We start from the raw sequence: 14326 nt of genomic DNA on the forward strand, positions 1-14326 counted from the left end.
GGTTATTGAGGTGGCCGTGGAACAACTTTCGGCATTGCTGCGGCTATTACGCCGGCAGTTTGAACAACATTTTCCCGTGGCGGGCGGCTTCCGCCAGCTTGCACTTCCCGTTCCCGCGCCGTTGACCACTCCCTTGCTGGCATGGTTAGCGGCACAGCCGACATTCCCTCAGTTTTACTGGCATCATCGCGACGGGCATGAAGAGGCCGCGGCCTGCGGTGCTCTGCGCCTGTTTACCCAACCGGAACAAGCACAGGCATTTCTCAAGGCGCATGAAGGTGCGCGTGTGTGGGGGCTGAACGCCTTCGATGGCACGGCGCATTTATTTTTGCCACGCCTGGAAATTTTGACCCGCGAGGGTGAAACACAATTAATGCTGAATCTGTTTTCTGAAAGCTCGCTACGCGACGATGCGCTCGTCGCCGAGTGCTGGCTGGAAAATAGCGTGGCTGCACGGCCTATGACGCCATTAAAGGCGAAAGTGAGCAAGGTGCAGCATCAACCGGAACGTGCCGGGTGGGAAACCATGTTGCACGAAGCGCTGAAGGCGATAGATCGGCAACAGATGGAGAAGGTGGTGTTGGCGCGCAGTACGCTACTGACGCTGGATGGCCCGCTGTTTGCGCCGGCGATGATGGACGCCAGCCGCAGAGTGAATCACCGATGCTACCATTTTATGCTGCGATTTGATGCAGACTCCGCCTTTCTCGGCTCCAGCCCGGAAAGACTGTATCTGCGCAAGGGGCATCATCTGCTGACCGAAGCCCTGGCAGGCACCGTGGCCAATCACCCCGAGCACCAACAGGCTCAGGCCCTGGCGCAATGGTTGCTGCAGGATGGCAAGAACCGGCGTGAAAACCTGCTGGTGGTGGACGACATCTGCCAGCGCCTGCAAGGGGGAGCTGATGCGGTGGATGTGCTGCCGCCGGAAGTCGTGCGTTTGCGTAAGGTGCAGCACCTGCGCCGCCGTATTGAAGGCCGGCTGACACGTGATGACGATGCCGATTGCTTGCATCGGTTACAGCCCACGGCGGCGGTCGCCGGGTTGCCGCGTCAGGCAGCGCGTGAATTTATCCTGCAGCACGAACCCTTCTCGCGCGGCTGGTATGCCGGTTCTGCTGGCTATTTGTCCGCTTCCCGCAGTGAGTTTTGCGTATCGCTACGCTGCGCGCAGTTAGACGGTGACCGGTTACGGCTGTACGCCGGTGCCGGTATCGTGGCCGGTTCCGACGCCGCCGAAGAGTGGCAGGAGATTGAAAACAAGGCCGCCGGGTTACTGACATTGTTGCAGCAAGATGCTTTACCCTGAATTTCCCTGCTTGGGTTACGGATTTATTGAGGGAACGGCGCGGTGAGTGTAAACTGCGTGTGATTTTTATGTTTATTTTTTGTTCTAAATCAATTGATTGTCTACCATAAAGTCACCGGGATGTACGGCGTTTTTGCGCTGGCGCAAAAGTCGTAAAGATAACTACTCATATAATGCAGAACATCATTTTTGGCATGCCGTCGAGCGACGGGTGCCAGAGGCAGATTCTGTTAACCGACTTGTGAGCGAACTATGTCGACAAGTGTTTTTAATCGCCGGTGGGCGGCGTTGCTGTTGGAAGCGCTGGCTCGCCATGGAGTGCGGCATGTTTGTATCGCTCCGGGATCGCGCTCTACGCCTTTGACGCTGGCTGCGTCGGCCAACAAGTCTTTTATCTGCCATACCCATTTTGATGAACGCGGGCTGGGCCATTTGGCGCTTGGCCTGGCGAAGGCGTCGTGGGAGCCGGTGGCGGTGATCGTCACTTCCGGCACCGCGGCCGCCAACCTTTATCCTTCCTTGATCGAGGCCGGGCTGACCGGTGAACGGCTGGTATTCCTCACTGCCGATCGTCCGCCTGAACTGATCAACTGCGGTGCCAACCAGGCGATCCGTCAAAACAGCCTGTATGCCAGCCACCCAACCTTGAGCCTCGACTTACCGCGCCCGACGACCGACATTCCCGCCAGTTGGCTGGTTTCCACCGTCGACAGCGCCATGGCGCGCTTGCACCACGGCGCCCTGCATATTAACTGCCCCTTTGCCGAACCGCTCTACGGTGGTGATGAGCAGCAGTACGAGGATTGGTCCGCGACGCTTGGCGACTGGTGGCAAGGCAGCCAGCCCTGGCTGCGGGAAATGGATCCTCACCAGGTGCTCAAACAGCCGGACTGGTTCTTCTGGCGGCAAAAGCGGGGCGTGGTGGTGGCGGGCCGCATGAGTGCGGAGGAGGGCGAGCAGTTGGCGCAGTGGGCCGACATGCTCGGCTGGCCGCTGATTGGCGACGTTTTGTCTCAGACCGGGCAACCGCTGCCCTGCGCCGATTTATGGCTGGCGCAACCGCAGGCGCAAAAGCGGCTGGCGGAGGCGCAACTGGTGGTGCAATTCGGCAGCAGCCTGACCGGTAAACGCCTGCTGCAGTGGCAGGAACAGTGCCAGCCGCAGGAGTATTGGTTGATCGACGATTTACCGGGGCGGCTCGATCCGGCGCACCACCGCGGGCGACGCATTCGTTCCAGCGTGGCGCAGTGGCTTGATCTGCATCCGGCCCAGCCTCGCACCCCTTGGGCAGATGAGCTGGCGCAGCTGGCGGACAACGCGCTGGACGCGGTCTCGGGCCATTTGGTCAACCGCTTTGGCGAGGCGCAGCTGGCGCACCGCCTGCCGGAGCTGCTACCGGAAAACGGCCAGCTGTTCCTGGGTAACAGCCTGATCGTGCGCCTGATTGATGCCTTGACTCGATTGCCGGCGGGTTACCCGGTGTTCAGCAACCGCGGTGCCAGTGGCATCGACGGCCTGATCTCTACCGCTGCAGGCGTGCAGCGGGCCACCGCCAAACCAACGCTGGCGGTAGTGGGGGATCTTTCCGCCCTGTACGACCTGAACGCGTTGGCGCTGATGCGTCAATGCTCTGCGCCAACGGTGCTGATCGTGGTCAATAATAATGGCGGCCAGATTTTCTCATTACTGCCAACGCCGGAAGAAGACCGGCAGCGCTTCTACTGCATGCCGCAGGACGTGGAGTTCAGTCATGCCGCGGCGATGTTCCAACTCGCTTACGCCTGCCCGGAAAACTGGGGACAGTTGCTGCAGGCGGTGGAACAGGGGTGGCGCCACGGCGGTGCCACGCTGATTGAGCTGCAGGTGCCGCCGAGCGAGGGGGCACAGACCTTGCAGCATCTGGTGCAACAGATGGCGGAGCAATAATGCTGGCGACAAAAGTTTTGCAACAGGGTGAAGCCGATCGCCCCTGGTTAGTCTGGCTGCATGGCCTGTTGGGCAACAACAATGAATGGCGGGTGATCGCTTCCCGCTGCCCGGAGTGGCCGTCGCTGGCGATCGACCTGCCTGGCCACGGCGATTCCGTTGCGGTGGCCTGCAGCAGCTTTGACGATATCAGCGCGCAGATCGGCAGCACCTTGCAGATGCACGGTATCGAACGCTATTGGCTGGTGGGGTATTCATTGGGTGGGCGCATAGCCATGTATCACGCCTGCTTCGGCGATACCACTGGCCTGCAAGGGGTGGTTATTGAAGGCGGAAATCCCGGACTGGCCGATCCGGCCCTGCGTGCTCAACGTCTGACGCATGATGCGGCCTGGGCGGAACGTTTCCGTCGCGAACCCATTGAGCAGGTGCTGGCGGACTGGTACCAGCAGCCGGTCTTCGCCAATCTCAGCGCGGTGCACCGCGATGCGTTGATCGGTGCCCGCAAGGACAATTCCGGTGCGGCAGTGGCGGACATGCTGGAAGCCACTTCGCTGGGCAAGCAGCCCTGTCTGGTGCCGCAATTGCAACGGCTGGCGATACCGCTGGTGGTGTTGTGCGGCGCCGACGATCACAAATTTCAGAAGTTGGCGCGTGACGCCGGGTTGCCGTTACGCATCGTGCCGCAGGCCGGGCATAACTCGCACCTGGCCAATCCGCAGGATTTCGTCGCCGAACTGCGCACTTTTCTCGTTAACCCTGGTTAAAGGAACAGAACATGCTCTATCCGAATGAAGAACAGCTGTACGCCGCCATCGAGTGGCAGGATTGCTCCGGTGATTTCGAAGATATCCTCTACCACAAGTCCAGCGACGGCATCGCTAAAATCACCATTAACCGTCCGCAGGTGCGTAATGCCTTCCGGCCGCACACGGTGAAAGAGATGATCGAAGCGCTGTCCAATGCCCGCTACGACGATGGCATCGGCACCATTATCCTCACCGGCGCCGGCGACAAAGCTTTCTGCTCCGGCGGCGATCAGAAAGTGCGCGGCGACTACGGCGGTTATCAGGATGAAAGCGGCGTGCACCATCTGAACGTGCTCGACTTCCAGCGCCAGATCCGCACCTGCCCGAAACCCGTGGTGGCGATGGTTGCCGGCTATTCGATCGGGGGCGGTCACGTATTGCATATGATGTGCGACCTGACCATCGCGGCGGATAACGCCATCTTCGGCCAGACCGGGCCTAAAGTGGGGTCGTTCGACGGTGGTTGGGGCGCTTCTTACATGGCACGTATTGTCGGCCAGAAGAAAGCGCGCGAGATCTGGTTCCTGTGCCGTCAGTATGACGCTGCCGCCGCGCTGGACATGGGCCTGGTCAACACCGTGGTGCCCTTGGCGAGCCTGGAAAAAGAAACCGTACGCTGGTGTCGTGAAATGCTGCAAAACAGCCCGATGGCGCTGCGCTGCCTGAAAGCGGCCCTGAATGCCGACTGCGACGGTCAGGCCGGTCTGCAGGAGCTGGCGGGTAACGCCACCATGCTGTTCTACATGACTGACGAAGGTCAGGAAGGGCGCAACGCATTCAATGAAAAACGCCAGCCGGACTTCAGCAAATTCAAGCGTAATCCGTAATGAATGCTCCGATCCGTAACGCCGCCGTTTACCGTTACAGCCTGCCGATGGAGGCTGGCGTGGTGCTGCGCAACCAGCGGCTGAAAACCCGCGATGGTTTGCTGATCCATCTGCAGCAGGGCGGGCAGGAGGGCTGGGGTGAGATAGCACCGCTGCCGGAGTTCAGCCAGGAAACGCTGGCGCAGGCCGAGCAGGCTGCGCTGAGCTGGGCACAGGACTGGCAAGGCGGGACCTTGCCGTCAGACAGCCCGTTGCCTTCGGTAGCGTTCGGCACCAGCTGCGCGTTGGCGGAATTGGAACAGCGGTTGCCGCTGCAGGCAGATTACCGCAAAGCGCCGCTGTGTACCGGCGATCCTGACGAACTGTTCGCGGTATTGACCGCGCTGCCGGGAGAGAAAGTTGCCAAGGTGAAGGTTGGGCTGTATGAGGCGGTGCGCGACGGCATGATAGTCAACGTCTTGCTGGAAGCCCTGCCCGATTTGCGTCTGCGGCTGGACGCCAACCGCAGTTGGACTCGTGCCAAGGCGGACGGGTTCGCTAAATACGTGGCACCGGCGCTGCGTGAACGCATTGCTTTCCTTGAAGAGCCTTGCAAAACCCGTGATGAATCGCGGGATTTCGCGCTGGCGACCGGCATTGCTATCGCCTGGGACGAAAGCGTGCGCGAGGCGGATTTTGTGGTACAGGCCGAACCGGGCGTGGCGGCGATTGTCATTAAGCCAACCTTGACCGGCAGTCTGGCCCGTTGCCGTACGCTGGTGGAACAGGCCCATGCAGCGGGGTTAACGGCGGTGATCAGCTCCAGCATCGAATCGAGCCTGGGGTTGACGCAACTGGCACGCATTGCGCACTGGCTGACGCCGAATACCGTACCTGGACTGGACACGCTGGATCTGATGCAGGCGCAGCTGCTACGCTCCTGGCCGGACAGCGAACTGCCGCTATTGGATACATCAGCGCTGGAGTGTTTATGGCGCAGCTAAAAGACTGGCCGTGGCGGCAGTGGGCGCAGCGACGGCCACAGGCGACGGCGGTGACGGTGGGGCACCAGCCGGTGAGTTGGCTGGTGTTGCGCCGTCAGGTGGATAGGCTGGCGGCAGATTTTCAGCATCAGGGCGTCGAGCCCGGCTGTGGCGTGGCGTTATGCGGCAAGAACAGCTACCCGTTGCTGTTGGCTTATCTGGCGCTGTTGCAGTGCGGTGCCCGGCTGCTGCCGTTGAATCCGGCGCTGCCCGCGGCCCAGTTGGCGACGCTGTTGCCCGATCTGGATATTGATTTTGCTTTCAGTCCGGACCTGTTACCGAACCTACCGGCCACGATCATCCCTTTAACCCCTCCCTCTACCGAATCTCGCTGGCTGAATCCACCGCGCTGGGATGCGCAACGGCTGGCGACGCTGACCTTGACCTCTGGCTCCAGTGGCAGACCAAAGGCCGCTGCGCACAGCTATGCCGCGCATCTGGCCAGCGCCGAAGGCGTACTGCGGCTGATGGACTTCCAACCTCAAGACCGCTGGCTACTGTCTTTACCGCTGTTTCACGTTTCCGGCCAGGGCATTGTCTGGCGCTGGCTGGCGGCGGGGGCCGGACTGGTGGTGCGTGATATGCATCCTCTGGCTGACGCATTGGCAGGCTGTACCCATGCCTCGCTGGTGCCGACACAGCTTTGGCGTTTGTTGGCGCAGCCGCTGGCGGCGCTGACGTTGAAGAAAGTGCTGCTCGGGGGCGCGATGATCCCGCCAGAGCTGACCGAGCAGGCGGAAGCGGCAGGCATTCACTGTTGGTGTGGCTACGGCCTGACCGAACTGGCTTCTACGGTATGCGCCAAGCGTGCCGACGGCTTACCGGGCGTTGGGCTGCCGCTGGCCGGTCGGGAAGTTAAGCTGGTGAATGAAGAGGTGTGGATCCGTGCGCAGAGTTTGGCGCAGGGATACTGGCAGCACGGTGAGCTGCAGCCACTTGCCGATGATCAAGGCTGGTTTCATACCCGCGATCGCGGCGTCATGGAACAGGGTGAACTGCGGATCATTGGCCGGTTGGATAACCTGTTTTTCAGCGGTGGGGAAGGCATTCAGCCGGAGGATATCGAACGCGTGCTGGCGGCTCACCCGCAGATCTTGCAGGTGGTGGTGGTGCCGGTGGATGACACCGAGTTTGGCCAGCGACCGGTGGCGGTTATCGACAGTGGGGCACCGCTTTCGCTGGAAGAGCTGCTGGCGTGGTCGCAGGAGCGTCTGGTGAATTTCCAACGGCCGGTTGCTTTGTTGGCGATGCCCGCCGAGTTGAAAAACGGGGGGATCAAGATCTCCCGCCGTCAACTGCAGCAATGGGTGGCTGAACAGCTATCCCATCGATAAAAAAGGCCGCCCAAAGGCGGCCTCAGACTGCTGACAAACCTGCGAAACGGCTAAACCGGTAGGGGTCGAACATGTTCGACCCGATTTAACCCATTGATTATACTATTGAGCGCAGCATGCAGCGCCCCTACCATTAAACAACAGAGCACTTTGTCAATGGCCTCAGTGACTGCCGACGGTTATTTCAGGCCCAGCGCTTTGGCTACGCCGGCGCCATAGTCCGGATGTACCTGGGTGAACAAATCGACCTGACGGCGCTGGATCTGTTCCGGCACCTGCGACAGTTCACCGGCGATGCGGGTGAACATGCGCTGGTGTTCTTCGGCGCTCAACAGGTTGAACAGCGCGCGCGGCTGGCTGAAGTAATCCCCGTCTTCACGGTGATTCCAGTGGTCGGCGGCGCCTTCAATGCTCAGCGGTGGCTCTCTAAAGTCCGGTTGCTCCTGGAACAGGCCAAAGCTGTTTGGCTCGTAGGTGGCACCGTTACCGCTGTTGCCGTCCACGCGCATCGCGCCGTCGCGGTGGTAGTTGTGGAACGGGCATTTTGCACCGTTAACCGGGATTTGATGATGGTTAACGCCCAGACGGTAGCGATGTGCGTCCCCGTAAGAGAACAGACGGCCCTGCAGCATTTTATCCGGTGAGAAGCTGACCCCAGGCACTACGTTGGCCGGGTTCAACGCCACTTGTTCCACTTCCGCGAAGTAGTTTTCCGGGTTGCGGTGCAGTTCGAAGAAGCCTACGTCGATCAGCGGGTAGTCGCCGTGCGGCCATACCTTGGTCAGATCGAAGGGGTTGTATGGCGTCTGCGAGGCTTCGTGCTCCGGCATGATCTGAATCTGCAGTTTCCAGCGCGGGTAATCACCGCGTTCGATGGCTTCATACAAATCGCGCTGTGAGCTTTCACGGTCTTTGGCGATGATCGCCTCCGCTTCGTCATCCATCAGGTTTTCAATGCCTTGTTGGCAGCGGAAGTGGAATTTAACCCAGAAGCGCTCGTTGTTGGCATTGATAAAGCTGAAGGTGTGGCTGCCGAAGCCGTGCATATGGCGGTAGGATCTCGGAATGCCGCGGTCGCTGAAGTCAATGGTCAACTGGTGCAGGCTTTCCGGCGACAGCGAGAAGAAATCCCATTTATAAGTCGGGTTGCGCAGATTGGTACGCGGATCGCGTTTGACCACGTGGTTAAGATCGGGGAATTTCAGCGGGTCGCGCAGGTAGAACACCGGGGTGTCGTTACCCACCAGGTCCCAATTGCCTTCCTCGGTATAGAACTTCATCGCAAAACCGCGAATGTCGCGTTCGGCGTCGGCGGCCCCGCGCTCACCGGCTACGGTGGAGAAGCGGATAAACATGTCAGTTTGCTTGCCGATTTCAGAGAAGATTTTTGCGCGGGTGTACTGGGTAATATCGTGGGTGACGGTAAAAGTGCCGTAGGCGCCGGATCCTTTGGCGTGCATGCGGCGCTCGGGGATCACTTCACGGTCGAAGTGAGCCAGCTTTTCCAGGAACCACACGTCCTGCAGCAGCATCGGGCCGCGTTTACCTGCGGTGATCACGTTATTATTATCGACAACCGGGGCCCCGGCTGCGGTGGTCAGTCCTTTCTTGCTCATCACTTGCTCCTTATCGTATTGCAATTGAGTGAAGACTCGGGCGACTCAAGCTTTCATCATAATCCGCCAGGGCGTTCTCACCCTGACCCTAATCAATGCCACTACTAGTTGTAGACCTATTGAACGGACTCGGCAAATAGGTCTGGGTTATCGTTGCTATTGCCGGCCGGGAGGACGCTTTTACTTGCAAAACTTTACATTCTTTTGATTACAGAAGAATTTTTTCGCTTTTATCCCTTAAGGACTGGTTGTGGTTTGGTATAGACTCGTGACGGTATTATTACGGGTTAATTCATATCATTCTTAATGGATGAAGTAGCAAGAGGGATAGACGATGAAAAAGACTTTGGTCGCCTGCGCGGCAAGCATGCTGTTTATGACCGGCGCGGCGAACGCTCTCAGCCTGTCGGGTGAAGCCGGCAAGCATTACACCAATCTCGGCTTCGGCCAGGATACCGGCACCTCCGGCCTGGGGTTAACGGGTAACTGGGCCCGCAGCGATCATAACGGCAACGTTGGCAGCCTGGGGCTGAACTTCGGCCTGCCGCTGGGTCCGTTGACCGCAACGGTGGGCGGCAAGGCGCTGTATTTGAGTCCGAAGGACGGTAAGAGCGGTGGCGCTTTGGCGCTGGGCGGCGGTCTGGACTGGGCTATCAGCCGTTCCTTCAGCCTGCATGGCGAAGGCTATTTCGCACCTGAGTCGCTGACCAGTGGCGTGAAAGCATACAGCGAGGCCAGCGGCGGCCTGCGCTGGAATGTTTTCCGCCCGCTTAGCGTAGATGTGGGTTACCGCTATATTCAGATGCAGGGGAAGGACGGGCGTCGCGACAATACGTTGGCCGATGGCCCTTATGTCGGCGTGGGTCTGAGCTTCTGATACAAACAACGAAGGGGCCAATTGGCCCCTTCGTTTTATCGAAAAATCTACTAGCCGACGGCCGGCAGGATCCCGCTGGCGATACCCACCTGAATGGCAATCACCGTCACCCCGCAGACAAACACCACCGCCAGTGCTGGAGTGCCACCCCAGACACGGTATTTGGCCTGGTGCTGTTGACGCGTTTTCCACACCAGCATTGACGGCAGCAGCAACGCCAGCACTGCCAGCGCGATAGCGGCAAAGCCCAGTGCCAGTACAAAACCACGCGGGTAGAACAACGCGAAAGCCAGCGGCGGCAAGAAGGTGATGGCACCGGTCTGCAGACGGCCGCGTACGTTATCCTGGCGCTTGAACAAGTCGGCAAGGAAATCAAAGAGCCCGAGCGCCACCCCGAGGAATGAGGTAGCCAACGCCAGATCGGCAAACAAATGCACCGCCAGTTCGACATGTGGGGAAGCCACGACGTCGCGTACCGCCTGCAACAGGCCGTTCAGACCGGCTTGCTGTGCCAGAATACCGACGAAAGTGGTGGAGCTGATGCTGCCGAGCGTGGCCAACTGCCAGAAAATATAGGCTATCAGCGGAATGGCGCTGCCGATAATGAACACCCAACGCAGCTTGCGGATGTTGCCGCCCATGTAGTTCACGATGCTTGGCACGCTGCCGTGAAAGCCGAACGACGTGAAGATCACCGGGATAGCCGACAGCGCCAGTCCTTGCTCCAGCGGAAGCGTCATCAGGTTGGTCTGATGGATATTGGGCAGCATCAGGCCCAGCATGACAATCAGAAACACCACTTTGGCGCTGAACAGAATACGGTTAAACAGATCGACCGAATGCGTGCCGATGCAGACTACGCCGCCTGCCACCAGAGTAAACAGCAATACGCCGAGCGTGGTGGGGAAGTCCTGCGACGTCCACTGGCTGATGCTGGCCGCCAGCAATTCACCGGCGCCGCTGATATAGGCGGCAGTCAGGGCATACATTAAAAACATCATGCTGAAGCTGGTCAGCCATTGGCCGCCGCCGCCAAGGTAGCGTTTTGCCAGGGTACCGAGGCCGGTATCCGCCTGTTCATGTTGATAGACTTCGACCAGCAGCAGCGCGGTATAACACATCAACAGCCACAGTCCGACCAACAGAGCCAGGGTGACGCCGAAGCCTACACCGGCGGCTGCCAACGGCATCGCCAGCATTCCGGCGCCGATGGTGGTTCCTGCTACGATAAATACACTGCCAAGCGTGCGATTTTTCACGTTTTTCTCTATCAACCAAAGATTTTGGAAAATTATAGGTAACTGATTCTAAGTGCGGCAGGATAGTTGATGGAATATTTCGTGTCAAACGGGCGTTACGGGGTGTGTTAACTTATCTTTACGATATTGCGGGCTGCGCTATGCCGCAAAAAAGTGCCTTTGGCTGAAATTAACCGGTGGTGCCTAGTGAAAACTTATTTACAGGCTTCTATAGTGGAAAGATCGGAAAATGTGGGAGAGATCAATGTTAAGGGTGGAGATGCTCAGCACCGGTGATGAGGTGCTACACGGGCAAATTATAGATACCAACGCCGCCTGGCTGGCAGACTATCTGTTCCAGCAGGGCATGCCGATGAGCGGCCGTGAAACGGTGGGGGACAGTCTCTCCTCTCTGATCGAAACATTACAGGAACGCAGTCATATCGCCGATGTTCTGATCGTTAACGGCGGTCTGGGGCCGACCAGTGACGATCTCAGTGCTCAGGCGGCCGCTACCGCCTGCGGCGTCGAGCTGGTTGAGCATGCTGAATGGATGGCGCGTATCGAAGCTTATTTTGCCGAACGCGGCAGGCCGATGGCGGCCTCAAACCGCAAGCAGGCGCAAATCCCCGCTAACGCAGAGATGCTCGATAACCCGGTTGGCACCGCCTGCGGTTTTGCTTTGCAGCTGAACCGCTGCATGATGTTTTTCACACCTGGCGTGCCTTCCGAATTCAAAGTGATGGTCGAACAGCAAATTGTGCCGCGCCTGCGTCAGCGCTTTACCTTGCCGGCGCCACCGCTGTGCCTGCGGCTGACCACTTTTGGCACCTCGGAAAGCGATCTGGCCGCCGAGCTGGACAGCATGCCGCTGCCGCCGGATGTGATGCTGGGTTATCGTTCTTCCAGCCCGATCATTGAACTGAAGCTGACCGGCCCGGTTGCCCAGCGTGCGGCGATGGAGCAGGCGTGGGAGCGAGTTCGTCAGGTTGCGGGCGATAACACCCTGTTTGAAGGGACCCTTGGGCTGCCGGCAGTGCTGACACAGCGGTTAAATCAGCAAGGGCTGAAACTGGCGCTGAGCGAACAGTTCAGCGCCGGGCTGATCAATCTGCAACTGCAAAGCGAAGGGGCGCCGTTGGCCGGTGGCGAATTATTACCGTCGCACTGCGTGGAAACGCTGGAAACAACGTTGGCGCGCGCTCGTTCGTTGGCGGAACTGACCGGGGCGCAGTTGGCATTGGCGGTCAGCGCCATGAACGGCGATCGGGTGAGCATTGGGTTGCATACGCCGAAAGGCAGCATCGGACAGACGGTACGCTATCGGGCGGCGCGGCACAGCCTGCGGTTACGGCAAGAGTCGGTGGCGATGCTGGCGCTAGACATGCTGCGGCGATGGCTGAACGGCGGGCCGGTATGCGGCAGGAATGCCTGGCTGGAAACGTTGGAGATTATCGAATAGAGAAGGCTTGATGGCAGTGATATATCCCTTATTAATCATAATATTATAAGGGATTATCGCGCTGGGTTCAGGCTGTTACAATCGCTGCGGGTGCTTGAGACTGTTCGTCTTGAGCATTGTGTGGCAAGGCGGATAGATGAAAGCCCCAAACTGACTATCAATCAGAATGGGGCTGCACATACCGCCTAGACACCGGTATGGTAGCCCCTTCACAGCAAGGAGGCAAGCATGCGGTTAAAGCATGTGTTTCACTCGTTAGCCGTTGTATGTATTACGATTTTGGTATTTATCTGGATGATAAGAGACTCACTGTGTGAGCTGAAAATCTATCAGGAAAGTATCACGATACTGATCAGGTTAGCTTGTGATGTGAAGCGGTAAATCATAGGGCGGGGGTAACCCCGCCTTCTGGTCTCCAGGCAGGGTTTCAGGCACCCAACCTTTCAAATTTCCAACTCGATATCCGTCAGCGGCATGCAACAGCAAGGCAGGATTTCACCCTGGTTGATAAACGCCAATGGCTGTTGGCGGTAGGTCACTTCACCTTTTACCAGCTTCAGGCGACAGGCGCCGCAGTAGCCGGAACGGCACTGATACTCTACCTCGATGTCGTGCAATTCGAGCACGTCGAGCAGGCAATTTTCACTTTTGGGGCAGGCAAGCTGCGCACCTGTGGTACGCAGCGTCACGATTGATGATGCCATCGCTTAGAGTTCGAAGTCGCTCAGGTCGTCGGCATGCACTTCAGAGTCGATCTGCCCTACCAGGTAGGAGCTGACTTCCACTTCCTGCGGTGCAACTTGCACGTTATCGGAGACTAACCAGGCGTTAATCCATGGGATCGGGTTAGAGCGGGTGGCGAACGGCAGGCCAAGGCCCACGGCCTGCATGCGGATATTGGTGATGTATTCCACATACTGGCACAGAATGTCTTTGTTCAGGCCGATCATCGAGCCGTCACGGAACAGGTATTCCGCCCACTCTTTTTCCTGCTCTGCCGCCAGCACGAACAGATCGTAGCACTGCTGCTGACACTCAACGGCGATTTCCGCCATTTCCGGGTCATCGGCGCCGGAGCGCATCAGGTTCAGCATGTGCTGAGTACCGGTCAGGTGCAGCGCTTCGTCACGGGCAATCAGCTTGATGATTTTGGCGTTGCCTTCCATCAGCTCGCGTTCCGCGAAGGCAAACGAACAGGCGAAGCTGACGTAGAAGCGAATCGCTTCCAGCGCGTTAACGCTCATCAGGCACAGATACAGCTGCTTTTTCAGCGCGCGCAGGCTCACGGTTACGGTGTTGCCGTTGACCTGATGCGTGCCTTCACCCAGCAGATGGTAGTAGCCGGTCATCTCGATCAGATCGTCGTAGTAGCCGGAAATGTCTTTCGCGCGCTTGAGGATCTCTTCGTTGGTAACGATATCGTCAAACACCAATGCCGGATCGTTAACGATATTCCGGATGATGTGGGTGTAAGAACGTGAGTGAATGGTCTCGGAGAATGACCAGGTTTCCACCCAGGTTTCCAGTTCCGGGATCGAGATCAGCGGCAGCAGCGCCACGTTCGGGCTGCGGCCCTGGATCGAATCCAGCAGCGTCTGGTATTTCAGGTTGCTGATGAAAATGTGTTTTTCATGCTCCGGCAACGCCTGGTAATCGATACGATCGCGGGAAACGTCAACTTCTTCCGGGCGCCAGAAGAAGGACAGCTGTTTCTCAATCAGTTTTTCGAAAATTTCATGTTTTTGCTGATCGAAGCGCGCAACGTTAACCGACTGGCCGAAGAACATCGGTTCCAGCAACTGGTTGTTTTTATTCTGAGAAAATGTGGTGTAAGCCATAAGCCTGAGTCCATCGTATCGTGGCTAAATGAAGGGGCCGGAAGAGTTCCGGCCCGCTGTTTCAAACT

Annotated in this window: 13 protein-coding genes; 9 read left to right on the forward strand and 4 right to left on the reverse strand. The window is 58.4% G+C overall.

Features of this window, described 5'->3' with window-relative positions; translation table 11 throughout:
* Positions 1-16: 16 nt before the first annotated feature.
* The 6 genes from menF (at position 17) to menE (ending at position 7227) form a co-directional block, all read left to right on the forward strand.
* A complete protein-coding gene (gene menF, locus H5P17_RS15795) occupies positions 17-1309 on the forward strand; it encodes an isochorismate synthase MenF (RefSeq protein ID WP_182823901.1) in 1293 nt (430 codons plus the stop codon).
* Between the two features lie 252 nt (positions 1310-1561).
* A complete protein-coding gene (gene menD, locus H5P17_RS15800; protein WP_182823903.1) occupies positions 1562-3235 on the forward strand; it encodes a 2-succinyl-5-enolpyruvyl-6-hydroxy-3-cyclohexene-1-carboxylic-acid synthase in 1674 nt (557 codons plus the stop codon).
* Entirely contained in the window at positions 3235-4002 is a 768-nt protein-coding gene (gene menH, locus H5P17_RS15805) for a 2-succinyl-6-hydroxy-2,4-cyclohexadiene-1-carboxylate synthase (protein ID WP_182823905.1), read from the forward strand. Before menD ends, menH begins: the two co-directional genes overlap by 1 nt.
* An 11-nt stretch (positions 4003-4013) precedes the next feature.
* On the forward strand, positions 4014-4871 hold the full coding sequence (gene menB, locus H5P17_RS15810) for a 1,4-dihydroxy-2-naphthoyl-CoA synthase (protein ID WP_020827822.1): 858 nt from the start codon (positions 4014-4016) through the stop codon (positions 4869-4871).
* An 11-nt stretch (positions 4872-4882) separates the two neighbouring features.
* Positions 4883-5854, forward strand: coding sequence for an o-succinylbenzoate synthase (gene menC / locus H5P17_RS15815; RefSeq protein ID WP_182823974.1), 972 nt, complete (start codon positions 4883-4885; stop codon positions 5852-5854).
* The gene (gene menE / locus H5P17_RS15820; protein ID WP_182823907.1) at positions 5842-7227 is read left to right on the forward strand and encodes an o-succinylbenzoate--CoA ligase; all 1386 of its coding nucleotides are present in this window, start codon (positions 5842-5844) and stop codon (positions 7225-7227) included. Before menC ends, menE begins: the two co-directional genes overlap by 13 nt.
* A gap of 179 nt (positions 7228-7406) precedes the next feature.
* On the opposite strand, the gene katA is transcribed toward menE, so the two are convergent.
* Positions 7407-8843 (reverse strand): catalase KatA, encoded by a 1437-nt coding sequence (gene katA / locus H5P17_RS15825; RefSeq protein ID WP_044552604.1) that lies wholly within the window; start codon positions 8841-8843, stop codon positions 7407-7409.
* Between the two features lie 334 nt (positions 8844-9177).
* Here katA and H5P17_RS15830 point away from each other — a divergent pair, with 334 nt between their 5' ends.
* Positions 9178-9720, forward strand: coding sequence for a YfaZ family outer membrane protein (locus tag H5P17_RS15830; protein WP_044552602.1), 543 nt, complete (start codon positions 9178-9180; stop codon positions 9718-9720).
* A 50-nt stretch (positions 9721-9770) separates the two neighbouring features.
* Here the strand turns inward: H5P17_RS15830 and tyrP are convergent, their stop codons facing one another.
* Positions 9771-10979: a tyrosine transporter TyrP gene (gene tyrP / locus H5P17_RS15835; RefSeq protein ID WP_041414776.1), complete on the reverse strand. Its 1209-nt coding sequence runs from the start codon at positions 10977-10979 to the stop codon at positions 9771-9773.
* A gap of 244 nt (positions 10980-11223) precedes the next feature.
* On the opposite strand from tyrP, the gene H5P17_RS15840 reads away from it, so the two are divergent.
* Together H5P17_RS15840 and H5P17_RS15845 are read left to right on the forward strand one after the other, a co-directional pair.
* Positions 11224-12420: a nicotinamide mononucleotide deamidase-related protein YfaY gene (locus tag H5P17_RS15840; protein WP_182823909.1), complete on the forward strand. Its 1197-nt coding sequence runs from the start codon at positions 11224-11226 to the stop codon at positions 12418-12420.
* A gap of 228 nt (positions 12421-12648) precedes the next feature.
* Positions 12649-12801, forward strand: a complete 153-nt coding sequence (locus H5P17_RS15845) for a Hok/Gef family protein (RefSeq protein WP_182823911.1) — start codon at positions 12649-12651, stop codon at positions 12799-12801.
* A gap of 62 nt (positions 12802-12863) precedes the next feature.
* Here H5P17_RS15845 and yfaE read toward each other — a convergent pair whose 3' ends face one another.
* Positions 12864-13124 carry a class I ribonucleotide reductase maintenance protein YfaE gene (gene yfaE / locus H5P17_RS15850; protein ID WP_182823913.1) on the reverse strand — a complete coding sequence of 87 codons (261 nt, stop codon included), beginning with the start codon at positions 13122-13124 and terminating at the stop codon, positions 12864-12866.
* Positions 13125-13127: 3 nt separating this feature from the next.
* On the reverse strand, positions 13128-14258 hold the full coding sequence (nrdB, locus tag H5P17_RS15855; RefSeq protein WP_020827814.1) for a class Ia ribonucleoside-diphosphate reductase subunit beta: 1131 nt from the start codon (positions 14256-14258) through the stop codon (positions 13128-13130).
* Between the last annotated feature and the right edge of the window lie 68 nt (positions 14259-14326).

This window comes from Serratia sp. OS31, assembly GCF_014164835.1.
GTDB classification, from domain to species: Bacteria; Pseudomonadota; Gammaproteobacteria; order Enterobacterales; family Enterobacteriaceae; genus Serratia; species Serratia liquefaciens_A.